Origin of the sequence: Planomonospora sp. ID91781 (assembly GCF_015711595.1) — a bacterium.
GTDB lineage: Bacteria > Actinomycetota > Actinomycetes > Streptosporangiales > Streptosporangiaceae > Planomonospora > Planomonospora parontospora.
Genome location: NZ_JABTEY010000001.1, coordinates 299,007 through 323,017 on the forward strand (window position 1 = coordinate 299,007; position 24,011 = coordinate 323,017).

The 24,011-nt window shown below is 75.0% G+C and carries 18 protein-coding genes; 12 read left to right on the forward strand and 6 right to left on the reverse strand.

The window, feature by feature from the left end:
• Positions 1-80: 80 nt before the first annotated feature.
• Positions 81-218, reverse strand: coding sequence for a hypothetical protein (locus HS048_RS01410; protein ID WP_196468072.1), 138 nt, complete (start codon positions 216-218; stop codon positions 81-83).
• Here HS048_RS01410 and HS048_RS01415 point away from each other — a divergent pair.
• Both HS048_RS01415 and HS048_RS01420 read left to right on the forward strand, forming a co-directional pair.
• Positions 178-357 (forward strand): type II toxin-antitoxin system RelE/ParE family toxin, encoded by a 180-nt coding sequence (locus tag HS048_RS01415; RefSeq protein ID WP_307832331.1) that lies wholly within the window; start codon positions 178-180, stop codon positions 355-357. The genes HS048_RS01410 and HS048_RS01415 overlap by 41 nt on opposite strands.
• Before the next feature lie 2 nt (positions 358-359).
• Positions 360-710 carry a helix-turn-helix domain-containing protein gene (locus HS048_RS01420; protein ID WP_068902176.1) on the forward strand — a complete coding sequence of 117 codons (351 nt, stop codon included), beginning with the start codon at positions 360-362 and terminating at the stop codon, positions 708-710.
• Between the two features lie 92 nt (positions 711-802).
• Here HS048_RS01420 and HS048_RS01425 read toward each other — a convergent pair whose 3' ends face one another.
• A complete protein-coding gene (locus HS048_RS01425) occupies positions 803-2,464 on the reverse strand; it encodes an alpha-amylase family protein (protein WP_196465915.1) in 1,662 nt (553 codons plus the stop codon).
• Between the two features lie 156 nt (positions 2,465-2,620).
• Here HS048_RS01425 and HS048_RS01430 point away from each other — a divergent pair, with 156 nt between their 5' ends.
• The 4 genes from HS048_RS01430 (at position 2,621) to HS048_RS01445 (ending at position 7,296) form a co-directional block, all read left to right on the forward strand.
• Positions 2,621-2,998, forward strand: coding sequence for a hypothetical protein (locus HS048_RS01430; protein ID WP_196465916.1), 378 nt, complete (start codon positions 2,621-2,623; stop codon positions 2,996-2,998).
• Between the two features lie 174 nt (positions 2,999-3,172).
• Positions 3,173-5,518, forward strand: coding sequence for a protein translocase subunit SecD (gene secD, locus HS048_RS01435; RefSeq protein ID WP_196465917.1), 2,346 nt, complete (start codon positions 3,173-3,175; stop codon positions 5,516-5,518).
• Positions 5,519-5,725: 207 nt separating this feature from the next.
• Positions 5,726-5,926, forward strand: coding sequence for an EF-hand domain-containing protein (locus tag HS048_RS01440; RefSeq protein WP_068902170.1), 201 nt, complete (start codon positions 5,726-5,728; stop codon positions 5,924-5,926).
• Between the two features lie 116 nt (positions 5,927-6,042).
• Positions 6,043-7,296: a helix-turn-helix domain-containing protein gene (locus HS048_RS01445; RefSeq protein ID WP_307832332.1), complete on the forward strand. Its 1,254-nt coding sequence runs from the start codon at positions 6,043-6,045 to the stop codon at positions 7,294-7,296.
• Here the strand turns inward: HS048_RS01445 and ccrA are convergent.
• Positions 7,277-8,587 carry a crotonyl-CoA carboxylase/reductase gene (ccrA, locus tag HS048_RS01450; protein WP_068902168.1) on the reverse strand — a complete coding sequence of 437 codons (1,311 nt, stop codon included), beginning with the start codon at positions 8,585-8,587 and terminating at the stop codon, positions 7,277-7,279. The two genes, HS048_RS01445 and ccrA, sit on opposite strands and share 20 nt — an antisense overlap.
• Positions 8,584-15,048 carry a type I polyketide synthase gene (locus tag HS048_RS01455; RefSeq protein ID WP_196465919.1) on the reverse strand — a complete coding sequence of 2,155 codons (6,465 nt, stop codon included), beginning with the start codon at positions 15,046-15,048 and terminating at the stop codon, positions 8,584-8,586. The genes ccrA and HS048_RS01455 overlap by 4 nt, the downstream gene beginning before the upstream one ends.
• 266 nt (positions 15,049-15,314) lie before the next feature.
• Here HS048_RS01455 and HS048_RS01460 point away from each other — a divergent pair, with 266 nt between their 5' ends.
• Together HS048_RS01460 and HS048_RS01465 are read left to right on the forward strand one after the other, a co-directional pair.
• Positions 15,315-16,571 (forward strand): alpha/beta hydrolase family protein, encoded by a 1,257-nt coding sequence (locus HS048_RS01460; RefSeq protein WP_230880685.1) that lies wholly within the window; start codon positions 15,315-15,317, stop codon positions 16,569-16,571.
• Between the two features lie 160 nt (positions 16,572-16,731).
• Entirely contained in the window at positions 16,732-17,865 is a 1,134-nt protein-coding gene (locus HS048_RS01465) for an alpha/beta hydrolase family protein (protein WP_196465920.1), read from the forward strand.
• A gap of 116 nt (positions 17,866-17,981) precedes the next feature.
• Here the strand turns inward: HS048_RS01465 and HS048_RS01470 are convergent, their stop codons facing one another.
• Both HS048_RS01470 and HS048_RS01475 read right to left on the reverse strand, forming a co-directional pair.
• On the reverse strand, positions 17,982-19,229 hold the full coding sequence (locus HS048_RS01470) for a HAMP domain-containing sensor histidine kinase (RefSeq protein WP_068902419.1): 1,248 nt from the start codon (positions 19,227-19,229) through the stop codon (positions 17,982-17,984).
• Between the two features lie 245 nt (positions 19,230-19,474).
• A complete protein-coding gene (locus HS048_RS01475) occupies positions 19,475-20,131 on the reverse strand; it encodes a response regulator transcription factor (RefSeq protein WP_196465922.1) in 657 nt (218 codons plus the stop codon).
• Between the two features lie 299 nt (positions 20,132-20,430).
• On the opposite strand from HS048_RS01475, the gene HS048_RS01480 reads away from it, so the two are divergent.
• From HS048_RS01480 to HS048_RS01495, 4 genes are read left to right on the forward strand one after another with little or no spacing between them, the layout of a single operon-like run.
• Complete coding sequence (locus tag HS048_RS01480; protein ID WP_231647575.1) at positions 20,431-20,949, forward strand: hypothetical protein; 519 nt, start codon at positions 20,431-20,433, stop codon at positions 20,947-20,949.
• On the forward strand, positions 20,949-22,070 hold the full coding sequence (locus tag HS048_RS01485) for a peptidoglycan-binding protein (protein ID WP_196465923.1): 1,122 nt from the start codon (positions 20,949-20,951) through the stop codon (positions 22,068-22,070). The genes HS048_RS01480 and HS048_RS01485 overlap by 1 nt, the downstream gene beginning before the upstream one ends.
• Complete coding sequence (locus tag HS048_RS01490; protein ID WP_304609647.1) at positions 22,067-22,783, forward strand: ABC transporter ATP-binding protein; 717 nt, start codon at positions 22,067-22,069, stop codon at positions 22,781-22,783. Before HS048_RS01485 ends, HS048_RS01490 begins: the two co-directional genes overlap by 4 nt.
• A complete protein-coding gene (locus HS048_RS01495; protein ID WP_068902159.1) occupies positions 22,783-24,003 on the forward strand; it encodes an ABC transporter permease in 1,221 nt (406 codons plus the stop codon). Before HS048_RS01490 ends, HS048_RS01495 begins: the two co-directional genes overlap by 1 nt.
• The last annotated feature ends 8 nt before the right edge of the window (positions 24,004-24,011 follow it).

The following is a 24,011-nucleotide window of genomic DNA, read 5'->3' on the forward strand; positions in this document are numbered from 1 at the left end:
AACCGGGTCGATGACAATATCGGCCCGTAGCATACGGGGTTGAGGGAATCGGGGGCTCCCGGGGACGGCCGAGACCCGTCTCACCCGGTGGAGGCCCGGCGGTCGGCGAAGGCACGGGCGCCCTCCGCCCAGGTGCGCTCCAGGTCGGACCCCTCCGGATAGCGGCCCTTGAAGGAGTTGCGTCCAGGGTCACGGGGCCGGTCAGAGATCAGAATCATCTTCGCGTTCGATCCCACTCGGGCTGCTCTGCTGTTGCCGGGCGGGGACAAGGCGGGAAACTGGGATCGGTGGTACAAGGAGAACATCCCCCTGGCCATCCAGCTCTACATCGACTACACCAGCGACACCGAGGAGTGAACGTGCCGAAGAGGACCCCGGGGGACTGGGAAGATCTGGAACGGCAGCTGCACGCGGCCGGCGTTTCTCCTGCGGAGATCGAGGCGGGGGCGCGACGACTGCTCGCCGAGGCGAGAGGCCATCAACTGGCCGAGGCGCGCAAACAGCTCGGTCTGGGGCAGAAGGATGTTGCGGCAGCCATGGAGGTGAGTGTCGCCCGCGTCTCCCAGATCGAACACGGCGAGGTCACCTCCATCGAGGTCATCGCCCGCTACGTCGAGGCGCTCGGCGCACGCCTCGACCTGGTGGTCGATTTCGGTGATCGGACCCTGCGCCTGCCGGTCAGCGAGAAATCTCTGGACAGCGCCGCCTGATCGAAGACGGCTCGACGGATCGGCGCCCGGTAGCAGCGTCTCCGAGGTGGTCAGTCGAAGCGCCGCGACCGGGCGGGAGCGGTGGCGGGCGGTCAGTGGCCCTTGGCCGAGGCGTCCTCGGGGAACTCGTCGGGCTCGGCCACCCGGAACCAGCGGCAGCCGTACGGGCCCATGGTGAAGCCCGCCCGCCCGCCGGGCCCGACGTCCAGCGTCCCGTCCACCAGCAGGTCGACCAGGACGCACGGGTCACCGAGACCCTCCAGGACGAGTTCCACCTCCGCCTCGCGGTCGGCGAAGTTGTGCACCGCGACCACGGTGCCGCCCTCGGCGTCGGCGCGGTGGGCCAGCACGGCCTCGTCCCCGGCGTCGAGGACGTCGTAGTCGCCCCAGGCCAGCTCCGGGCACTCCCGGTAGCGCTCGATCAGCATCGTCACCCAGTGCAGCAGCGAGTCGGGGTCGCGGCGCTGGTCCTCGACGTTGACGTGGCGCGGGCCGAACTCGCCGGTCACCGGCGGCACCGGGGTGCGCACCTCGCCCCGCGAGAAGCCTCCGCTCGGCGCCCACTGCATGGGCACCCGCACGGCCATGCGCCCCTTGGCCTCGAGGTTCTCGCCCAGTCCGATCTCCTCGCCGTAGAAGAGCACCGGGGTGCCCGGCAGGGAGAACAGCACGCTGTAGGCCAGCTTGAGGCGGCTCAGGTCGCCGCCGAGCATCGGCGGCACGCGGCGGCGCAGTCCCCGGTCGAAGAGCTGCATGTCCTTGTCCGGGCCGAAGGCGTCGAAGACCTCGTGCTTCTCGGCCTCGGTGAGCTTGTCCAGGGTCAGCTCGTCGTGGTTGCGCATGAACATCGCCCACTGGGCGTCGTCGGGCGCCTTGGGCCGCTCGCGCAGCGCCTCGGCCAGCGCCTTCGGGTTCTTGCGGGCCATGGACAGGTGGAAGCGCTGCATGGCGACGAAGTCGAAGCACATGGTGACCTCGTCGCCGTTGCCGTCGCCGAAGTACTCCGTCAGCTCCGGGTAGGGCAGGTTGACCTCGCCCAGCAGGATCGAGGTGCCGTCCCGCCGGTTCATGAAGGCCCGCAGGTCGGCGAGGAACTCGTGCGGGCCGCCGTCGATGTCCTCGATCAGGAACGGCACCGCGTCGACCCGGAAGCCGGACAGGCCGAGCTCCATCCAGAAGCCGAGGATGCGCGCGATCTCGTCGCGGACCTCGGGGTTGGCGGTGTTCAGGTCCGGCTGGAAGCGGTAGAAGCTGTGGTAGTAGTACTGGCCGGTCCCCTCGTCGAGCTCCCAGAGGCTGTCCTCCTCGTCCGGGAAGACGATGGCCTTCGGGTCGAAGGGCTCCGGCTCGTCCCGCCAGACGTACCAGTCGCGCTTGGCCGAGTCCCGGCTGGACCGCGACTCCTTGAACCACGGGTGCTCGTCCGAGGTGTGGTTGACCACGAGGTCGGCGATGACCCGGATGCCCCGGTCCCTGGCGGTCCGCACGAACTCCACGAAGTCGCCCAGGGTGCCCAGCCGAGGGTCCACGGAGTAGTAGTCGGTGATGTCGTAGCCGTCGTCGCGGCCGGGGGTCGGGAAGAACGGCATCAGCCAGATGCAGGTCACCCCGAGGCGGTCGAGATGGTCGATCTGCTGGGTCAGGCCCCGGAAGTCGCCGATGCCGTCACCGTTGCCGTCCTTGTAGGTCTCGACGTCCAGGCAGTAGACCACGGCGTTCTTCCACCACAGGTCTCCGGTGTAGGTCAGTCGCATGCGGGCGCACTACCCTCCCGTGGGGTTTTTATGAGGATGCGACGGCATCGCGACCCGCCGCGGCCCGTCGGCCGGAGCGTGTCCCGGCCGGCGTGGCGGTGACCGGTTATGGTGGGTGGGATCACACGGGGTGGTCCCGGTCCACCGGAGGGCGTCATGCGGCAGCGAAGGTGCGGTGCGCCCTTCGGCTGGCTGCTCGCCCTGCTGCTCCCGCTGTTCGTCTCGGGCGGGCTGAACGCGCCCGCCGCCCTGTCGTACGGCGCGCAGCACCGGCCGTCCGTCGCCAAGGCCCCCGGCGACCACCACCCCTTCTCCCGCCAGGCCCCTCTGGGCGAGCGGCAGCTCTCGGCCGCCTCCGCCTTCACCGGGACCGGCGCGGGAGGCGGTCACCCGGCCGCGCCGCCGCCGCGCGCGCTGCCGCATCCGCCGTCCTCCCCCGGTCCGGCCGCGCGCCCGGCCCGGGACGACGACCCCCGCCCGCTCGCGGCCCTGCTCGTCAGGTCCGGCCGCGCGCCTCCCTCCACAGGCGGCTGAGGCACCCCGCGTTCCCGCGTTCCGGGGTGCTGCGCCGTACCCGTCGACCGACGTCCCCCCGGACCCGTCCTCCGGGTGCTCCGCCGTACCCGGCGGAGTCCCGCGGGCCCGCGCCGGGGCGCCCGGCCGTACGCGGGACCGCTCCTCATCCTCTCCGAGCCTGTGGAGGCTTCCATGTCGCGTGCCCCGCTGATACGCGCGATAGCGGCGTTCGCCGTGATCGCCGCGTCTCTCTACGTAGCCCTGACCATGCGCCCGACCCTCGGTCTCGACCTGCGCGGCGGGACCCAGATCGTCCTGGAGACCAGGGACTCCCCGACGGTCAAGGCCGACGCCGAGACCACCGACCGCACCCTGGAGGTGCTCCGCCGGCGCGTCGACGCGCTGGGCGTGTCGGAGCCGACCCTGGCCCGATCCGGTGAGCAGCGGATCATCGTCGAGCTGCCCGGCGTGCTGGACCCGAGCAAGGCGGCCGAGGTCATCGGCAAGACCGCCCAGCTGACCATCCACCCCGTCATCGCGGTGGCCGACGCGAACACCAAGCCCGGCAAGGGCGAGCAGGTCATCGCCGACGAGGACGGCTCCCGCATCCTCGTCGGCCCGGCCCGGCTCAGCGGCGACGACGTCGGCGCCGCCGAGGCGGGCATCGACCCGCAGTCGGGCGGCGGCTGGTTCGTCACCATCGACTTCCGCGGCAAGGGCACCCGGGAGTGGCCGAAGCTGACCGGCGAGGCGGCCTGCAACCCCTCCGGCGACCCCAAGCGGCGGGTCGCCATCGTGCTCGACGGCAAGGTGCTCGTCTCGCCCCAGGTGAACGAGGACGTGGCCTGCAACGTGGGCCTGCCGGGCAATTCCACCCAGATCACCGGCTCCTTCACCGCCGAGCAGGCCCGGGAGCTGGCCGTGCTGATCGAGGGCGGTTCGCTCCCGGTCCCGGTCGTGACCGTCGAGCAGCGGACCGTCGGCCCGACCCTCGGCGCCGCCGCGATCGCCGCCAGCGCGCAGGCCGCCGTCATCGGCGTCGCGCTCACCGCGCTGTTCATCGTCATCACCTACCGGCTGGTGGGGCTCGTCGCCGCCTTCGCGCTGGCCTGCTACGGGCTGATCTCCTACGCGGCGCTGGTGGCGCTCGGCGCGACCCTCACGCTGCCCGGCCTGGCGGGCTTCGTGCTCGCGATCGGCATGGCGGTGGACGCCAACGTGCTGGTCTTCGAGCGGGCCAGGGAGGAGTACGCCTCCCGGTCGCGGCCCGGGACCGGGTCCGCGGCCGCGAAGCAGGCCGGGGAGCGGCGGGAGGCCGCGGCGGCCGGGGGCGGGACGAGGCTCCGGCAGGCGCTGGAGAAGGGCTTCCGCAACGCCTGGAGCGCGGTGGCCGACTCCAACATCACCACGCTGCTCGCCGCCGGGCTGCTGTTCTTCCTGGCCTCCGGGCCGGTGCGCGGCTTCGGCGTGACGCTCTCCATCGGCGTGCTCGCCTCCATGGTCACCGCGATGGTCATCACCCGGGTCATCGCCCAGTGGGCGGTCAACCGCCGGGCCGTCGCCTCCCGGTCGGCGATCACCGGCATCGCCGGGATCGGGCGGCTCCGCACCTGGCTGAACGAGCACGGCCCCGACCTGATGCGCCACCACGTGGCCTACCTCGTGGTCGCCGCCGTGGTGGCGGCCGCGGCGCTGGCCGGGCTCGCGGTGCGCGGGCTGAACTACGGCGTGGAGTTCACCGGCGGCCGGATCGTCGAGTACTCCACCACTCAGGCGATCACCGCCGACACCGCCCGCGAGCTGGTCGCCGACGCCGGGTTCCCCAGCGCCGTGGTGCAGACCTCGGGCAAGGACATCTCCGTGCGGACCGGTCAGATCGGCAACGCCGAGGTGAACCGGATCGAGGCGTCGCTGGAGCGCGGGGCCGGGCAGGTGAACAAGGTCCGCGACGAGCTCATCGGCCCGAGCATGGGCGCGGAGCTGCGCCGCAACGCCCTGATCGCGCTGGCCGTGGCGCTCGCCGCGCAGCTGGCCTACCTGGCCTTCCGGTTCCGCTGGACCTTCGGCCTGGCGGCCGTGCTGACCCTGGCCGTCGACGCGTCGGTCGTGGTCGGCGCGTTCGCGTGGCTGAACAAGCCGATCGACGGGGTGTTCCTGGCGGCCATGCTGACGGTGATCGGCTACTCGGTCAACGACAAGGTCGTGGTCTTCGACCGGGTCCGCGAGCTGTGGGGGGAGCGGCGCAAGGAACCGTTCGCCGCGGTGGCCAACACCGCGATCCTGCAGACCGTGCCGCGTACGGTGAACACCGGTCTGGGCGCGATCTTCATCCTGGCCGCGCTGGCCGTGCTCGGCGGTTCGTCGCTCACCGACTTCGCGGTGGCGCTGCTGATCGGCGTCATCGTCGGCACCCTGTCGTCGGCGTTCGTCGCGGCGCCGCTGGCGATCCGGTTCGAGAAGCGCAACCCGGCCCCGCCGCCGCAGCCGAAGCTGAAGCGGGCCGCCCGTCCCCGGGAGGGTTCCGGGGCGGTCGTCTAGGGTTCCGGGGCGGTCGCCCGAGACCGGCGGCGGGGCCGTACCGCCCGCCGCGCCGGGATCCGCGCGGACGCTCCGGGGCTCGACCCCCGGGGCGTCCGCGCGGGGCCTCTCCGGCCCGGGATCCCGGCAGACCCCTCCGGCGTTCCGGGCCCGGGCCGCTAATGTGCATCCGTCTGATTCCTCCGCATCCGGAAGGCGGATCCACCCATGGCCAACGACTACGCGCTGACGTTCAACATGGTCGACGTCGACGGTGACGGCCTGATCTCGGCCGTCGAGCTGGCGCGTCTCATGGAGGTGCTCGGCCAGCCCCTCACCCCCGAGGCCGCCGCCGCGGCGATCTCCAGGATGGACGAGGACGGTGACGGGCTCATCTCCCTGGACGAGTTCGCCGCCTATCTCGGATAGGTCTCAATCCCTCCCGCCGGATGCGCCAGGTGTTGCGCCTGCGACGCTAACAAGCGTTTGCTTACTGCCAGGTGTTATCACGTCAGAACATGAGGCGCACTCCGACGGGAGGGTCTGTGGCGACGAAGGAACACACGAGGATCGCGGTCCGGGGACTGGGCGGCCGCGGCGCACCGGACGACGCGGTGTCCGACCAGAGGCTCTGGGGCTCCACCCCGTCCGCGGTGGCCAGGCTGCTCCGGCCGGGCCTGTCCCGGATCGCCGAGCAGGTGATCGGCGAGATCGTCCTCCGCATCCCCGAATACTCCCGGCCGGCCGACGAGACGTACGTCAAGATCGTACGGCTGGCCGTGGACGAGGCGCTGCGCCAGTTCGTGGACCGGATCGAGAACCCCAGCAGGCCGCTGGAGGCCGACGTGTTCCGCACGATCGGGCGCGGCGAGGCCAACGAGGGCCGCAACCTCGACCCGCTGCAGACCGCGATGCGCCTGGGCGCCCGGGTGGCCTGGCGGCGCCTGACCGAGCAGGCCGAGGACCTCGGGCTCACCCCCCAGCAGCTGTACGACCTCGGCGAGGCCATCTTCGTCTACCTCGACCAGCTCGCCGACGCCGCCGCCGAGGGCTTCGACGAGGCCCGGGCGCGCGCCGCGGGCGAGATGGAGCGCCGCCGCCACCGCCTGCTGAACCTGCTGCTCAGCCGGCCCCCGGCCTCCCCCGACGCCATCGCGGACCTGGCCAGGACCGCCGGCTGGCGGCTGCCCAGGACGGTCGCCGGGGTCGCGCTGGACGAGCGGTGCGGCGGCTACCGCCCGCCCTCGCTCCCGCCGGACGTGCTGGCCGGGCTCGACCGGCCCGATCCCTGCCTGATCGTGCCCGACCCCGGCGGACCCGGCCGGGCGCAGACCCTGGAGGCCGGGCTGCGCGGCTGGAAGGCGGCGATCGGTCCCGCCGTACCGCTGTCCGCCGCCGCCACCTCGCTCCGCTGGGCCCGCGAGACGCTGGAGCTGGGCAGGCGCGGCGTGCTCTCCGGCAGGCGCGGCCTGGTCCGCTGCTCCGACCACATGGCCACCCTGGTCGTGTTCAGGGACGAGGAACTGGTCAACGCCCTCGCCGAGGTACGGCTCGCGCCCCTGGCCCACCTGCGCCCCAGCCAGCAGGACCGGCTGGCCGAGACGCTGCTGGCGTGGCTGCGGCACGGCCGGGGCGCCGGCGAGGTCGCCGCGCGGCTCCACGTGCACCCGCAGACCGTGCGCTACCGGCTGCGGCAGCTGGAGGAGCTCTACGGCGACCAGCTCTCCGACCCCGACGTCCGCTTCGAGCTGGAGATCGTGCTGCGCGCCCGGCAGGCCGTCAGCTCCGGAAGGTCCTGATCCGGTCCTCGCCGATGCGCTCGCGCAGCGCGTGGTCCTCGATCCCGAGGTCCTCGGCGGGGGCCAGTCCCAGCACGCCGACCTTGCCGACGTGCCGGTTGAGCTGCACGGCGCGGGCCGCCTCGCCGGTCCGCGCCAGCGGGTAGACCGCAGACAGGGTCGGCTGCAGCATGCCCAGCGAGAGCAGCCGGTTGACCTCGTGGCACTCCTGGTAGTTCGCGCCGTGCGAGCCGACGATGCTCTTCAGCTTCATCCACAGGTGCCGGTTGTCGTAGGAGTGCGCGTACCCGCTGGAGGAGCCGCAGGTGACGACGGAGCCGCCGCGCCGGGCCACGTAGACGGACGCACCGAAGGTGTCCCGGCCGGTGTGCTCGAAGACGATGTGCGGGTCCTCGCCCACCTGGCGGCGGATCTCCGCGCCGAAGGCCCGCCAGGCCTTCTCGTCGTCGAGGTGCTCGAACTGCGAGCGGTCCACGATGTGCTCGCAGCCCAGCCTGCGCAGCAGGTCCGCCTTCTCCTCCGAGCCGACCACGCCGACCGGGATGCCGCCGCCGTTGCGCACCAGCTGCACGCCGTACGCGCCGAGCCCGCCGGCGGCGCCCCAGACGAGCACCACGTCGCCCTGCTTCATGCGGGCGCCGCGCGGACTGACCAGCATCCGGTAGGCGGTGGAGGCGCACAGCATGTTGCAGGCGGCCTCCTCCCAGCTCAGGTGCCGAGGCTTGGGCAGCAGCTGGGTGGCCTTGACCACGGCGAACTCGGCCAGCCCGCCGTAGTTGGTCTCGAACCCCCAGGCCCGCAGATCCTCGCCGAGCATCGAGTCGGCGTGCGTGATCGGGTCCTGCGCGTCGACGTAGGCGGGCGAGACGACGACCCGGTCGCCGATCCGCCAGTGCCGTACGGCCGCGCCCATCCGGACGACCACCCCGGAGGCGTCCGAGCCGAGCACGTGGAAGTCCCGGTCGTGCCGGGGGTCGGTGCGGCCGAACCGCTCCAGGAAGGCGAAGGTGGGGATCGGCTCGAACATGGCCGTCCACACGGTGTTGAAGTTGATCGCGCTCGCCATGACGGCGACCAGCACCTCGTCGGGGGCGAGCTCGGGCATCGGCACCTCGCCGACGTGGACCGACTTCGTGATGTCCTTGTCCACGCCGTCGGTGCCGTGCGGAACCCGGCCGAACACGCCGACCTGGTCCTTGCGGGTGTGGGCCGCCCGGAAGGAGGAGGGGACCTCCAGGCGGGCGAGCTCTTCGGGGTCGGCGCCGTCGACGACGGCCTGGGCGAGGGTCATGGCTGGCCTCCAGCGTGTTCGGCGAGGTGAGCGGCGATGACTTCGACGTGGGGCGGGTCGAGCAGGTCGAGGTGGTGCGAGCCCGGGACGGTGACGACCTCCAGGGCCGGGCTGTACGGGCCGAAGCCCCGGGCGGGGTCGCCGTCGTGGACGTACCGGACGTCGTGGACCGCCCAGGGGGTCGGCTCGGTGGAGCGGTAGAGGATCACACGGCCGGTGAACACCCCGGGCCGGTAGGCCTCCAGCGCCCGGGTGTCGGCGTGCGAGGTGACCTGGTGGCGCAGGATCGCCTCGCCCAGCAGGCCGGTCACCCCCGATGCGGCGACGCGCGCCTCGGTGAGCGCGAGCTGCCCGTCCTCGTCCAGGACCGCCAGCTCCTCGTAGCCGAGCTCGACCGGCACGCCGTACGTCTCGTGCAGGTAGGCGGCGAAGTCGGCGTACCGGCGGGCGGTGATCCGGGTGCGCTCCCCCGGATCGGTCTCGTCCGGCAGGCCGGAGTCGATCATCGCCACCAGCTCCACGTCCAGCTCGCCGAGCCGCCGCGCGGTCTCGAAGGCCAGGACCCCGCCGAACGACCAGCCGCCCAGCCGGTACGGCCCCTCCGGTCGTATTCTCTTGATCTCCTCCGCGTAGCGCTCCGCGCGCTCCGCCACCCCCCGCCCGTCCAGCCGCTCCAGCCCGAACACCGCCGGGCCGGGGCCCAGCAGCTCCACCAGCCGCGCGTAGACCTCCGTGGTCCCGCCCGCCGCGTGCGCCAGGAACAGCGGCGTCCCCGTCCCGGTCTCCCCCGCCAGGTGGGCGCGGGCCGCCGGGTTGAGCGGCCGGACGACGCCCCGTGCGGTCTCCTCCGCGTCCCCGGCGTGCCGGGCGGGATCAGCCCGCCGCAGGAGACCGCCCCGCCGCGGCCCGGCCGGCGGTTCCCCGGCCGGCGGCTCCGGGGCGCGCACGCCGAGCTCCGCGGCCACGGCCGCGGCGAGGTCGCCGAGCGTCGCCCCGTTCAGCAGCAGGGCCGCCGGGAGCGTCACCCCGAAGTCCAGCTCCACCGCGCCGCGCACCCGGGTCGCCGCCAGCGAGTCGAGCCCCGCCTCGGTCAGCACCGTGCCCTCCCGGAGCCGGTCCCGCTCGAAGCCCAGCACGGCGGCCGTCCGCTCGGTGAGCCTGGCCGTGATCGCCGCCACGGCCGCGTCCGGGTCCAGGTCCTCCAGCGCCTCCGCGCCCGGCCGTCCGGAACCGGTCCCGGCGCCCTCCCCGAAACCGCCCGCCGTACCCGCCAGTTCCGCGAAGTACGGCATGCGCGCGATCCCGGGGAAGGCCGCCACGGCCGCCGCCGCGTCCAGGCGGACCACCCCGGCCGCGGGCACGCCCCTGACCAGCAGGGCCTCCAGCGCCTCGACGCCCTCATCGGGGGTGATCGGCGAGACCGCGGGCAGCGCCGCCCGCCCCGCCCCGCCGACCTCGGCCCAGGTGCCCCAGGCGACCGTCGTCCCGGGCAGCCCCTCCGCCCGGCGCAGCTCGCAGAGGGCGTCCAGCCAGGCGTTCGCCGCGGCGTAGGCCGCCTGCCCCGGCGAGCCGAGCAGCGCGGCGGCCGACGAGAACGCCACCCACCAGTCCAGGCCGGACCCACGGGTCGCCTCGTGCAGCGCCAGGCCGCCGTGGACCTTCGCCGACCAGACCCGGTGCAGGTCCGCGGCCCCGACGTCGGCGACCAGCCGGTCGTCCAGCACGCCCGCGGCGTGCACCACCCCGCGCAGCCGCAGGCCGCCCGCGACGGCCGCGTCCACCATCCGCCCGGCCGTCCCCGGCGCGGCCAGGTCCCCGATCACCAACCGGACGTCCGTCCCGAGGTCCCGCAACTCCTCGATGGCGGCGATCCCCGAGGACCCGGGCCCCGAACGGCCACCGAGCACGATCCGCCCGGCCCCCCGCTCGGCCAGCCACCGGGCCACCACCAGCCCCAGCCCGCCGTACCCGCCGGTGATCAGGTAGCTCTCGCCCCGCCGCACCACCGGCCTCGCCGTACCGGGCGGCGGCGGGGCGGGGAGGGGCAGGGCCGCCAGGCGCGCGGCCAGGCGGACTCCGCCGCGCCAGGCGACCTCGTCGTCGGAGCCGCCGGAGGCGCCCCGCATGCCTGAAACATTCCGTATGCCGGACATGTCATGCATGCCGGACACAGCGTGTGCCTCGGGTACGCCGGACGTGCTCGATGCACCGGAGGTGCCGGGGGTCAGCTCCGTCAGGAGCGCGGCCGGGTCGTCGGCGTCGACCAGGCAGGCGCGCAGGCCGGGGTGCTCGAAGGCCAGCACCCGGACCAGGCCGCGCAGGGCCGCCGCCCCGGGATCCGCGCGCTCCCCCGGCAGTACGGCCTGCGCCCGCTCGGTGGCCAGCCGCAGCCGCGCGCCGGTTCCGCTCCCGTCCCCGGTGAGGTCGCGGACGAGGCGGGTGACCGCGAGCACCACGCCCTCGGCCCCGGCCGGGTCCAGCCCGGCGGGGACCAGCACCACCACCTCGTCGGCGCCCGGAGCCGGGCCCGCCTCCCCGGAGGCCCGCACCGGTTCCGACCCTTCCACGACCGGCACCGGTTCCAGCCCTTCCACGACCGGCACCGGGTCGGCGGCTCCGGCCGGGTGAGGAGCGGGACGCTGGAGCGGGACGAGGTTCGGGGCCCGGAAAGGGCGAGGGGCCGCGGGCCGCGTCCGGGGCGGACGCAGAGGCAGGGGCAGGAGCGCGTGGTGGACGGTGTGGCCCGCGCCCGTGAGACCCGCCGCGAGCCGTCCGGTCCGCGGGTCCCCCTCCGCCGCCACGAGGAGCCAGGACCGGGCGGCGTCCGCACAGGACCGGGCGGCGTCCGCATCCGCCTCGGACACGTCCGGGATCCCGGCCTCCGGCGCCTCCACCCACTCACGGCCGACCAGCTTGGCCGCGAGCGGGACCGGCACGGCGGTGGCCGGGACCCACCGGAACCGCACGTCCTCCGGGGCACCGTCCGGACCGAGGTACCCGATCTCGACGGGCACCGGCACGCCCTGCTCCGCCCCCGCTCCGCCGCCCGCCCAACCGTCCGGTGTCCCGGCCGGGCCACCACTCACCCCGCCGACCGCCCCACCGTCCGGTGTCCTGCCCGCCCCGCCGCCTGGTGTCCCGGCCGGTCCGCCGCACGGTTCCTCCTCCGCCCGGCCGTGCAGCCGGGCGGCGAGTTCCGCCGGGCTCGGGACCGCTCCGGCCGGGGGTGCGTCGGTGACGATGGTCGCGGTGCCGTACCGGATCCAGGTCCCCGCGGCGTTCCTCGCGTCGATCTCCACCTCGCCGCACGGGGTGACGGTGGTGACGACCTCGGCGGGCAGCGGGAGCAGTCCTTCCAGGACGACGTCGGTCAGCTCGGCCCGGCCGCAGGCCTGCGCGGCCGCGGCCTGGGCGAGGGCGGCCACCGCGGCCAGCGGCAGCACCGGCAGGCCGTGGACCCGCCAGTGCGCGGGGTCCAGCCGCCAGGGGGCGTCGGCGAGGTCGTCGACGGTCGCGGTCCACACGTGCCCGGCGGGACTCTCGACGTGCGTGCCGAGCAGCGGGTGCGCCCCCGGCGGGAGCGCGGCGCGCCGGGCGGCGGAGACCCAGTGCCGCTCGTGCCGCCACGCGGGCAGGGGCAGGTCGGTGACCGCGCCGTACGGGGCCAGCTCCGTTGAGGGCAGCGCCACGGCCACGGCCGCCAGCTGGGCGGCGAACTCCTCGTCGTGCCCCCGGCGGAGCGAGTGCGTGACCACGGTGCCCGCCGGGAGGGTGTCGCGCAGCGCCGCGGCCAGGACCGGGTGCGGGCCGATCTCGGTGAAGACGGTGTGCCCGTCCTCGGCGGCGGCCCGGAGCGCGGCCATCAGCCGGACCGGGCGGCGGACCCCGGCGGCCCAGTAGGCGGGCTCGAAGACGGGGATCTCACGAGGGTCGTCGAACACGGTCGAGTAGAAGGGGATGCCGGGCTTTCCTCCTTCGATCCCGGCGAGCTCCGCACGCAGCCTCGGCAGGAGCGGCTTGACCTGGGGCGAGTGTCCGGCGCCCTCCGCGGTCAGCAGCCGGGACAGCAGGCCCCGCGCCTCCACCTCGGCGGCGAATGCCGCCACCCGGCCGGGATCTCCGGTGACGACGCACTGCCTGGGCGAGGAGTGGACGGCGACGTGCAGATCGGCCGGGACCTCCTCGGCCGCCACCTCCAGCACGGCCATCGCGCCGCCGCCGCCCAGGGTGCCCAGCAGCCGGGCCCGGCGGCAGACCACCCGGACCGCGTCCCGCAGACCGATCCCGCCCGCGACCACGGCGGCGGCGATCTCACCCATCGAGTGCCCGACCACGGCCGCGGGCCGTACGCCGTGGGAGTTCCACAGCCGGGCCAGCGCCACCTGCACCGCGAAGATCAGCGGCTGGGCGGTGGCCACTCCCCCGGGGTCGCTGCCTGCGGCGACGACCTCCTTGAGCGGGATGCCCGCCTCCTGGCGGAACAGGGGGTCCAGCTCGTCGATCACGCCGGCGAAGACGGGTTCCAGCGTGTACAGCCGCTTCCCCATCCCGGCCCACTGCGAGCCGTACCCGCCGAACACCCAGACGGGCCCCCGTCCGCCGGCCGCAGTGCCCACAGCAGTGCCCACCGCAGTGCCCTGCGCGGGCCGTCCCTCGTGTACGGCCCGCAGCCCGGCGGCCAGTTCCCGCGCGTCCCGGGCGACCACGGCGGCCCCGGCCCGGCCCCGCCCGGCGCGCCGGGCGAGCGTACGGGCGACGTCGTCCAGTCCGGCCGCGGCGCCGCCGATCCACTCGACGAGCCGTCCGGCGTGTTCCCGTACCCGGTCGGCCGAGGCGTCCGTCAGCAGGAACACCCGCGCGCCCCGCGCCCCGGCCCCGACCTCGGTTCCGGTTTCGGCTCCGGGCGGAACGGCGGGCTCCCGGGGGGCGGCGTCGAGGACGACGTGGGCGTTGGTGCCGCCGAAGCCGAAGGAGGAGACGCCCGCCCGCGGGCGTGCGCCCGGCCCGCCCGGCCAGGGGGTGGGGGCGGTGACGACCTCCAGCCGGTCCCAGGGGATGTGCGGGTTGGGGCGGTGGAAGTGCACGCTGGGCGGGACGACCCCGTGGTGCAGGGCGAGGACGGTCTTGATCAGGCCGGTGATCCCGGCGGCGGCCTCCAGGTGGCCGAGGTTGCTCTTGGCCGAGCCGAGCAGGACCCGGTGCCCCGGCGGCAGGGCCGCGTCGATCGCCCGCGCCTCGATCGGGTCGCCGAGGAAGGTGCCGGTGCCGTGCGCCTCGATGTAGTCCGGCGGCTCCAGCCCCGCGTAGACCGCGCGCAGCAGTTCCTCTTGGGCCTCGGGGTTGGGCGCGACCAGTCCGTTCGAGCGGCCGTCCTGGTTCACCGCCGTGGCGCGGACCACGGCCAGCACCCGGTCGCCGTCGCGCAGCGCGTCGGACAGGCGCTTGAGCACCGCCACGCCGCAGCCCTCGGCCCGGACCATCCCGTCCGCCGCCGCGTCGAACGCCTTGCACCGGCCGTCGGGCGCGGTCCCGCCGCCCCGGTCGAACGCCATCGTGACCACCGGCGAGAGAAGCAGGTTCACCCCGGCCGCCAGCGCCAGGTCGCTCTCCCCCTCCCGCAGGCTGCGCACGGCCAGGTCGACGGCCACCAGCGACGAGGAGCAGGCCGTGTCCACCGCGAGGCTGGGCCCGCGCAGGTCGAGCAGGTAGGAGAGCCGGTTCGCGGCGATGCTGGACGCCGCCCCGGTCGCCGTCCAGGCGTCCACCCGGGAGACGTCCGCGGTGGTCAGGTAGGCGTACTCGTGGCCGGAGACGCCGGCGAACACCCCGGTACGGCTGCCGCGCAGCGAGCGCGGCGCGATCCCGGCGTGCTCCAGCGCCTCCCAGGCCGTCTCCAGCAGCAGCCGCTGCTGCGGGTCCATGGTCTCGGCCTCGCCGGGGACGATCCCGAAGAAGTCGGCGTCGAACCCGGCCACGTCGTCGAGGAAGCCGCCGTGCCTGGTGGTCCGGGCCAGCGCCTCGGCGGTGCGGGGGGAGCCGTCGTCGAACTCCTCCCACCGGCCCTCGGGGACCTCGCCGACCGCGTCGCCGCCCGCCAGGAGCAGCCGCCAGAGGTCGTCGGGCCCGCGGACGGAGCCGGGCAGGCGGCAGCCGAGGCCGACCACCGCCACCGGCTCGCCCGAGGCCGCCCGCCGTACGGCCTGCGAGGCCGGGCCCGTCGTCCGCGCGGCGAGACCCCGGGCGAGCCGGTCGATCGTGGGGTACTCCCAGACCAGTGTGGGGCCCAGCGCCCTGCCGAGCAGCGCCTCCAGCTCCCCCGCCACGGCGACCGCGTCACGTGAGGACAGCCCGAACTCCTCCAGGGGACGGTCGGCGTCGACGTCGGCGAGGGGCAGCCGGCAGCGTGCGGCGATCCGCTCCGAGAGGAAGCGGCGGATGTCGTCTTCACCGAGCAGGTCCACGGGGCGACTCCTGAGAACAGCCGAGGTGATCGGCCAACTTACCCAGGGGGTCGGCGGGAGGGATCCCTGGCGGACCACAATCCACCAGGGCGTTTTGTCATGGGCGTGACAACGGGCCGGTACGGCGCCCGGGGTGCGGACGGGTTTGTCGCCGGAGCTCAAGCGGGCCCGGCGATTCGTTGCGGACGCCCATATCGGCGCCCCGCCGCCCGGCCTAAGGTCGCCTCCCACGGCCCTCACCGCTCCGGGCCGGTGGAGGAATGACGATGCGCCCTGCCCGACGCGGACTCCCGATCCCCTCGATCCCGCTGTCTGTCCCGCCGGTCCCGCTGAGATCGCTGTCAGTCCCGCCGGTCCCGCTGTCGGTCTCGCTGGTGGTCTCGCTGTCGGCCTCGCTGCTCCTCGGACCACCGGCGACCGCGCACGCGGCGGCCCCGGCGGCGGTTCCGGCGGCGAAGCCGAGTGCCTCCGCCGAGCCGAGCCCGGACCCGAGCGCGTCCCCGCGCCCGTCCGCGGGACCGGCCTCCGCCGCGAAGGCGGGCCGGAGCCCGTCGGGGCCCTGGCCGGCGGCGCTGCGCGGCAGGGCGCGCGTGGTGAAGGAGCGCTGGTTCGGCCTGCGCATGGTCGACCTCACGGTCTCGTCCCCGGCGGTGAACGCCCGGCTCCCGGTCCGGGTGCTGGTCCCCAGCGGCTGGTCGAAGCAGGCCGACCGCACCTGGCCGGTGCTCTACCTGCTGCACGGCGGCGCGGACGACTACACCTCCTGGACCCGGATGACCGACATCGAGGAGATCACCGAGGGCCTCGACGCGATCGTCGTGATGCCCGAGGCCGGGCGGGCCGGGAACTACAGCGACTGGCACAACGGCGGAAAGGGCGGCCCGCCCGGCTGGGAGACCTTCCACACCGGGGAACTGCGCCGCCTGCTGGAGAGCGGCTACCGGGCCGGGACCCGCCGCGCCGTCGCGGGCCTGTCCATGGGCGCCTACGGCGCGATGAAGTACGCCGCGCGCCACCCCGGCATGTTCCGCTTCGTCGGCGCCTACAGCGGGGTCATGTCCACCCGGCTGCCCGGCATCCCTGATCTGATCATGAACGCCCAGGCCGCCGAGGGCGCGGATCCCAGGGCGCTGTGGGGCGACCCGGTCCGGAACCGGAACGTCTGGAAGGCCAACGACCCCGCGCACCTGGCCCGGAACCTGCGCGGGACGGGCATCTACATCTCCAGCGGCACGACCAGCCTCCCCGGCGAGCTGGACGCGCCCGGCACCCCCTGGTCGCCCGCCCACCTGAGCGAGCCGGTCTCCGCCTACACCACCAAGGACCTGGTCGCCAGGCTCCGCCGGTACGGGATCAAGCCCGTGGTCCACCTCTACAAGGACGGCACCCACAGCTGGCCGTACTGGGAGCGCGAGTTCACCCGCTCCTACCCGATGATCCTGACCGCCCTCGGCCTGTCCCGGGGTGAGGAGCCGTCCTCGCCCGACGGGTCCGGACCCCCATCGCTCCTCACCGATCCATAGAAACCGGTCGATCAGCGGTTCCTCCGGGTGAGTGAATTCGTCCGTCACGCAAAACGGTGCCCGCCGTTTCGTTGCGAACGCGCGTGGCGGCCGCTCGACGATCGGACCTAGGGTCACCTGCCACGGCCTCCCCGCCTGCGGCCACAGGGAAGGAACGACCATGCGATCTGTCCGACACGGACTCCTGGCGCTCGCGACCGCGGCGGCCGCGGGCCTGCCGGCCACGGCGTACGCGGCCCCCGCACAGGCTCGGGTTCCGGTGGAAGCGGCCCCCGCGCAGGCTCCGGCGTCCCTCGCCCACGCCGTCCCGGCCCCGGCTTCCGCGACCGGCGGGAGCGCCGCGGCCCCGGCTTCCGCGACCCGTGGGAGCACCGCGGCGTCGTGGCCCGCCGCGCTGCCCGGCGGACCGCAGGTCGTCGGGGAGAACCGGCTCGGCCCGCGCACGCTCGACCTCACGATCTCGTCCCCGGCGGTGAACGCCCGGCTCCCGGTCCGGCTGCTGCTGCCCGAGGGCTGGTCGAAGCAGGCCGACCGCACCTGGCCGGTGCTCTACATGCTGCACGGCGGCGTGGACGACTACACCTCCTGGACCCGGATGACCCGCGTCGAGGAGCTCACCGAGGACCTGGACGCGATCGTCGTGATGCCCGAGGGCGGCGGATCGGGCAACTACAGCGACTGGCACAACGGCGGGAAGGGCGGCCCGCCCGGCTGGGAGACCTTCCACACCGAGGAACTCCTCGGCGTGCTGGAGTCCGGGTACCGGGCCGGGACCCGCCGCGCCGTCACCGGCCTGTCCATGGGCGCCTACGGCGCGATGAAGTACGCCGCGCGCCACCCCGGCATGTTCCGCTTCGTCGGCGCGCACAGCGGCATCATGTCCACCCGGCTGCCCGGCGTGCCCGACATCATCATGTACACGCAGAAGAAGGCCGGGCAGGACCCGAAGGCGATGTGGGGCGACCCGATCAGGGACTGGCGGGTCTGGAGGGACAACGACCCCGCCGCGCACGCCAGGAACCTGCGCGGCGTCAGCATCTACATCTCCAGCGGCACGACCAGCCTCAACGGCGAGCTCGACCCGCCCGGCGCCGACTGGGACCCGGCCCACCTGGGCGAACCGGTGTCGGCCTACACGACCAGGCACCTGGTCGCCAAACTGCGCCTGTACGGGATCAAGCCGACGGTGAACCTCTACCGGAACGGCACCCACAGCTGGCCGTACTGGGAGCGCGAGTTCACCAGGTCCCTCCCGATGATCAGGACCGCCCTCGGCCTGCCGCAGGGCGGGTGACCCGCCACGCCGTCCCCCGCCCCTCGCCGCGCGGCGTCCGTTCGCTTCCCGCCGCGCGGCGTCCGTTCGCTCTCCGCCGCGCGACGCCCCCTCGCGCCTCGTCGCGCGGCATCCCCTCACTCCTCGCCGCGCGGCAGGACCGCCGTCACCACCAGGCCGCCGCCCTCGCGCGGGCGGGCGGTGACGTCACCGCCGTGGGCGAGGGCCACGGAGCGGACGATGGACAGGCCCAGGCCCGTGCCCTTCCCGGTGACCACGCGGTCCGCGCCGAGGCGGCGGAAGGGCTTGAACAGCCGCGGGATGTCGTAGGGCGGCACGGCGGGCCCGGTGTTGCTCACCTCCACCTCGACGTGCCCGCCCCGCCCGCCCGGCCCGTCGCGCACCGTACGGCTGGCGACCCGCACCCAGCCGGCGCCGTCACCGGTGTTGTGCCGGATCCCGTTCTCCACGAGGTTGTGCACCAGTCGCTCGAGCAGGAGTGCGTCCCCCGCGGTGGGCGCCGGGCCCGCGCTCTCGTGCACGGTGATCCCCGCCTCCCGCGCCTCCCCGGCGGTCTGCGCGACCACGTGCGAGACCACGTCGGCCAGGTCCACCGGCGACCGGTCGGCGATCTCGTGCTCGGAGCGGGCCAGCAGCAGCAGCCCGGAGATGAGCCGCTCGTGCCTGGCGTTGATCTCCAGCAGGCTCTCGCCGAGCCGTCTGACATCGGGTGAGGCCGTCTTGCGGTGCATGGCCAGTTCGACCAGCGCCCGGTTCAGCGTCAGCGGGGTGCGCAGCTCGTGCGAGGCGTTGGCGACGAACCGGCGCTGTCCGTCGAAGGAGCGGTCCAGCCGTTCGACCATGGTGTCGAAGGTGTCGGCGAGCTCCTTCACCTCGTCCGCCGGGCCGTCCAGCGCGATCCGCTCGCGCAGGCCGTGGTCGGCGACCGGCGCGGCGGAGATCCGCCGCGCCGTCTCGGTCACCCGGTGCAGCGGGGCGAGGACCCGCCCCGCGACCACCCAGCCGAGCGCCACCGCGACGGCGCCGACCACGACCAGCGCGACCGCCCCCTGGGTGAGCAGCGAGGTGACCGCCGCATCACGCAGCGACTCCTGTTCCTGGAGCAGGAACCGCTGCGCCTCGGGACCGACGAGCACGTCGCCGTTGCGGGAGATGAGGGTCATCTTCCTCGGCAGCCGCCCCGGTTCGTCCCCGCCGTACCTGTCGGCGAAGGAGGCGGTCAGCTGCTGGTCGAAGAGCAGGTAGGTGACGCCGAGCAGGGTCAGTCCGGCGAGGAGGAACAGCGTGCCGTACACGAGGGTGAGCCGCGCCCGCAGGGTGGGCGACCGGCGCCCCGGCGCACCGCTGCCCGGAGGGCCCGTCACGGGCTCCGCCACGGGGGCGGCTGCGGGCTCCGGCTCGGAGGCCGCCTCGGAGGCCGCCTCGGAGGCCGGCGCGGAGGCCGGCGCGGGGACCGGCGCGGGGACCGGCGCTGAGGCCGGCGCGGGGACCGGCGCTGAGGCCGGTGCGGAGGCCGGTGCGGGGACCGGTGCTGAGGCCGGTGCGGAGGCCGGTGCGGGGACCGGTGCGGAGGCCGGTGCGGGGACCGGTGCGGGCTTCGGCGGGAGGCTCATGCGATCCGGTACCCGGCTCCCGGCACCGTCCCGACGACCGGCGGGTCGCCGAGCTTGCGGCGCAGCTTGAGGACGGTCAGGCGCACCACCCCGGTGAACGGGTCTGCGTGCTCGTCCCAGGCCTTCTCCAGCAGGTGCTCGGCGGACACCACGGCCCCGTCGGCACGGAGCAGCTCCGTCAGGACGGCGAACTCCTTCTTCGACAGCGGCACGTACCGGCCGTCCCGGAACACCTCCCGCCGCGCGGGATCCAGGGTGATCCCGGCCCGCCGCAGAACCGGCGGCACGGCGGGCCGCGCGCGCCGGCCCAGCGCCTGGACCCTGGCGGCGAGCTCGGGGAAGGCGAACGGCTTGGTCAGGTAGTCGTCCGCACCGAGGGACAACCCGGCCACCCGGTCATCGATCTCCGCGGCGGCGGTGAGCATCAGCACCCGCGCGGCCGGCTCCGACCCGACCAGCTCCCGGCAGACGTCGTCACCGTGCACCCTCGGCAGGTCACGGTCGAGGACGATCACGTCGTAGTCGTTGACCGCGATCCGCTCCAGCGCCGCCGCGCCGTCGTGCGCGGTGTCGACCGCGTGCGTCTCCTCGCGCAGCCACTCGGCCATCGCGTCGGCGAGCATCGGCTCGTCCTCCACCACCAGCACCCGCATCCCGCCTCCACCGTCCTTCCCATCCGCGCCCCGGCCCGCGGACCGGTCAAGGACACCCCTCGACCCCCGGCCCGCGGACCGGCGGGCCGTCCCGCGGACCATCGCCCGCGACCCGGCAGGCCACGGACCCGTACGGACTCCCGTCCGCGGCCCGGCACCTGCCGCGATGGTGGCGCACCGGGTGTTTGCTCCGCGTTAGCGCGGACGGAAACGGTCCGGAAACGCGCCGGCCGGTTGCATCTCCCCTCGAACGGCCGGGTGGACGCCCGGCCGCCGGAGGACCGGAAGAGGAGAAGACCGTGCGAATCCCCGACGCGCGGGCGGCGGCCCCGCTGCTGCTCGCCCTGGCCCTGTCCCTGCCGCTGGCCGGATGCGCCGCCGACCCGGGCGGCCCCGGGGTGGCGTCCGCGAGCGGCTCCGGCGGAGACCGCGCCGCACCCGCCGCGAGCGCCACCCCGGCCCTGGACCGCGACGAGAGGAACCTCCGGTTCGCCCGGTGCATGCGCGAGAACGGCGTCGACATGGCCGACCCCGAGCCCGGCAAGGGCGTCATGATCAGGTTCAAGGGCGACAGGGCCGTCATGGAGAAGGCCCAGGAGGCCTGCAAGCAGTACGCGCCGGCGGGCGGCGACGGGCCGGGCGCCGCGCAGGACTCCGAGCGGATGCGCGAGCTCGCCCGGTGCATGCGCGACAACGGCGTGGCGGAGTTCCCGGACCCGCAGCCCGACGGCCTCGTCCGGATCGGCAAGGGCGTCGCCGACGACCCGGACTTCGAGGCGGCGCAGCAGAAGTGCCGCCTGGACGCCGGGGGTTCCTGATGGGAACGGCCACCCTCGACGACAGGACGGGCGCGGACCCCGCCATCCGCCCGCGCCGCCGTCGCGGCGGGAGGACCGCCGGGCTGCTCGCCGTGGCCGCCCTCACCGGCGCGGCCGCCGTGGCGGTGAGCGCCACGGGCGTCCTGGGCGGCGGGGCCGGGGAGGACCGGGCCGCCGCGCCGGCGCCCCCGGCCACCGCCCGGGTGACCCGGGAGACGCTCCACGACACGCACGAGGCCGACGGCGAGCTCGGCCACGGTCCCGCCGCCACCGTGGTGAGCCGGAGGCCCGGCACGATCACCTGGCTCCCGGAGAGCGGCGCCCGGATCACCCGCGGCAGGCCGCTGTACCGGGCCGACGACGACCCGGTGGTACTGATGTACGGCTCCACCCCCGCCTACCGCGACCTGCGGATCGGCTCCGAGGGCCGGGACGTGGAGGCCCTGGAGCGCAACCTGGAGGAGCTGGGCTACGACGGTTTCACCGTGGACGGCGAGTACACCTACGCGACGGCCGCGGCGGTCAGGGAGTGGCAGGAGGACCGGGGCCTGGCGGAGACCGGGGTGGTCGAGCTGGGCCGGGTCGTCTTCGCCGACGGCCCGGTCCGGGTGGAGAGCCTGGAGACCGAGACCGGCCGGCCCACCGCACCGGGTCAGGCGGTGCTCACCCGCACCGGCACCGCCAAGGTGGTCACCGTACGGCTGGACCCCGGGGACCAGCGGATGGCGAAGGAGGGCACGAAGGTGTCGGTGACGCTGCCGGACGGGAAGCGCGCGGGCGGCAGGGTCACCGGGGTCTCCACGGTCGTCGAGCCGGGGGACGGGCAGGGCGCGGAGCCGCGGACCCGGCTGGAGGTGCTCGTCTCCCTCGGCCGGAAGGCCGCACCCGGCCTGGACCGGGCCGCGGTGGACGTGGCCTTCACCGCCTCCCGGCGCGAGGACGTGCTGACCGTGCCGGTCGCCGCGCTCGTCGCGCTGCGGGAGGGCGGGTTCGGCGTCGAGGTCGTCGAGGGCTCCAAGACCCGCTACGCCGCGGTGGAGACGGGCCTGTTCGCGGGCGGGCGCGTCGAGGTCTCCGGCGGCGGGATCACCGAGGGCACGATCGTGGGGATGCCGAGATGACGCCGCCCATGGTCTTCCTGGCGGATGTGAGCCGGACCTATCCCGGCGGGGTGACCGCGCTGGCGGGGGTCTCGCTGGAGATCGCGCGCGGCGAACTCATCGCGATCGCCGGTCCCTCCGGCTCGGGCAAGTCGACGCTGCTCAACGTCATCGGCACGCTGGACCGGCCCACGTCCGGGACCGTGCGCATCGACGGGTACGACGTCCCGGCACTGTCGGACCGCGGGCTCTCCGCGCTGCGGGCGACCACGATCGGCTTCGTCTTCCAGCACTTCCACCTCGCGGACAGGGTCACGGCCCTGGACAACGTGGCCGGCGGTCTCCTCTACAGCGGTCTCGGCCGGGCCGAGCGGCGGCGGCGGGCCGCGGCGGCGCTGGAGCGGGTCGGGCTCGGGCACCGGCTCGACCACGAGCCGCACGAGCTGTCGGGCGGCGAGCGGCAGCGGGTCGCCATCGCCAGGGCGGTGGCCGGGGATCCGCCGCTGCTCCTGGCCGACGAGCCGACCGGCGCGCTGGACTCCGTGTCGGGGGCCGGGGTGATGGAGCTGCTGCACGACCTGAACGCCTCGGGCACCACCATCGTGATCATCACGCACGACCGTGAGATCGCCGCGAGCCTGCCCCGGCGGGTGGGGATGCGCGACGGCCGGATCGTCTCCGACTCCGGGGGGCGGCCCGCTGCCGGGGCCGTGCCCGGATCGGAGGCGGCGTGATGGCGGCGAGCCGTACGGGCCGGCCCGAGCCGGTCCCGGCCCGGATGCGTCCGCGCGACGTACTGCGGGTGGGCGCGGCCGGCCTGCGCACCCGCCCGCTGCGGGCGTTCCTGTCGGCGCTCGGCGTCGCCATCGGCATCGCGGCGACGGTCGGCGTGGTCGGCGTCTCGTCCTCCTCCGGGGCCGAGCTCGACCGCACGCTCTCGGCGCTCGGCACCAACCTGCTCACCGTCTCGTCGGGCCGCACCCTCCTGGGGGAGGAGGCGGAGATGCCGCCGGACGCCGAGGCGATGATCGAGCGGATCGGCCCCGTGGAGTCGGCCTCCGCCATCGGCCGCGTCGGCGGCGCCCAGGTGTACCGGAGCGAGGAGATCCCCGAGGAGCAGACCGGCGGCATCTCCGTGTACGCCGCCCGCGCGGACCTGCTCGCCGCGGTGGGCGCGACGGTGCGCAGCGGCGTCTGGCTCGACGGCGCCACCCTGCGCCACCCGGCCGTGGTGCTCGGGGCGACCGCGGCGCGGCGGCTCGGGGTGGGCGCCGCGGGGCCGGACGTGCAGGTGGTCGTCGGCGGCGAGCGGTTCACCGTCGTCGGCGTCCTGGACCCGGTGCCGCTCGCCGCCGAGCTGGACGCCGCCGCGCTGGTCGGCTGGCCCGTGGCCGAGGAGGTCCTGGACTTCGACGGGCACCCGACGATCCTCTACACCCGTTGCGAGGAGGCGCGGCTGGAGGCCGTCCGCGAGGTCCTGGCCGCCACGGCCAGCCCGGAGGCGCCCAACGAGGTGGAGGTCTCCCGCCCGTCCGACGCGCTCGCCGCCAAGCAGGCCGCGGGCCGGGCCTTCACCGGGCTGCTGCTCGGCGTCGGCGGCGTCGCGCTGCTCGTCGGCGGCGTCGGGGTGGCCAACACCATGGTCGTCTCGGTGCTGGAACGGCGGGCGGAGATCGGCCTGCGCCGATCCCTGGGCGCGACCCGCGGCCAGATCCGCACGCAGTTCCTCGCCGAGTCGCTGCTGCTGTCCGCGCTGGGCGGGGCGGGCGGGGTGCTCCTCGGCGCCGCCGCCACCACCGGGTACGCGCTGCAGGCCGGCTGGCCGGTCGTGGTGCCCGCCTGGGCGACGGCCGGCGGCCTCGCGGCGACCCTGGCGATCGGCGCCGTCGCCGGGCTCTACCCCGCGGTTCGCGCCGCCCGGCTCTCCCCGACGGAGGCGCTGGCCGCACCGTAGGCCGCCCG

Coding starts and splice junctions, on each gene's coding strand:
- HS048_RS01410 (WP_196468072.1), bottom strand. CDS start 218: ATGATTCTGATCTCTGACCGGCCCCGTGACCCTGGACGCAACTCCTTC.
- HS048_RS01425 (WP_196465915.1), bottom strand. CDS start 2,464: ATGCGACTGACCTACACCGGAGACCTGTGGTGGAAGAACGCCGTGGTC.
- HS048_RS01430 (WP_196465916.1), top strand. CDS start 2,621: ATGCGGCAGCGAAGGTGCGGTGCGCCCTTCGGCTGGCTGCTCGCCCTG.
- secD (WP_196465917.1), top strand. CDS start 3,173: ATGTCGCGTGCCCCGCTGATACGCGCGATAGCGGCGTTCGCCGTGATC.
- HS048_RS01440 (WP_068902170.1), top strand. CDS start 5,726: ATGGCCAACGACTACGCGCTGACGTTCAACATGGTCGACGTCGACGGT.
- ccrA (WP_068902168.1), bottom strand. CDS start 8,587: ATGACCCTCGCCCAGGCCGTCGTCGACGGCGCCGACCCCGAAGAGCTC.
- HS048_RS01460 (WP_230880685.1), top strand. CDS start 15,315: ATGCGCCCTGCCCGACGCGGACTCCCGATCCCCTCGATCCCGCTGTCT.
- HS048_RS01465 (WP_196465920.1), top strand. CDS start 16,732: ATGCGATCTGTCCGACACGGACTCCTGGCGCTCGCGACCGCGGCGGCC.
- HS048_RS01475 (WP_196465922.1), bottom strand. CDS start 20,131: ATGCGGGTGCTGGTGGTGGAGGACGAGCCGATGCTCGCCGACGCGATG.
- HS048_RS01485 (WP_196465923.1), top strand. CDS start 20,949: ATGGGAACGGCCACCCTCGACGACAGGACGGGCGCGGACCCCGCCATC.
- HS048_RS01490 (WP_304609647.1), top strand. CDS start 22,067: ATGACGCCGCCCATGGTCTTCCTGGCGGATGTGAGCCGGACCTATCCC.
- HS048_RS01495 (WP_068902159.1), top strand. CDS start 22,783: ATGGCGGCGAGCCGTACGGGCCGGCCCGAGCCGGTCCCGGCCCGGATG.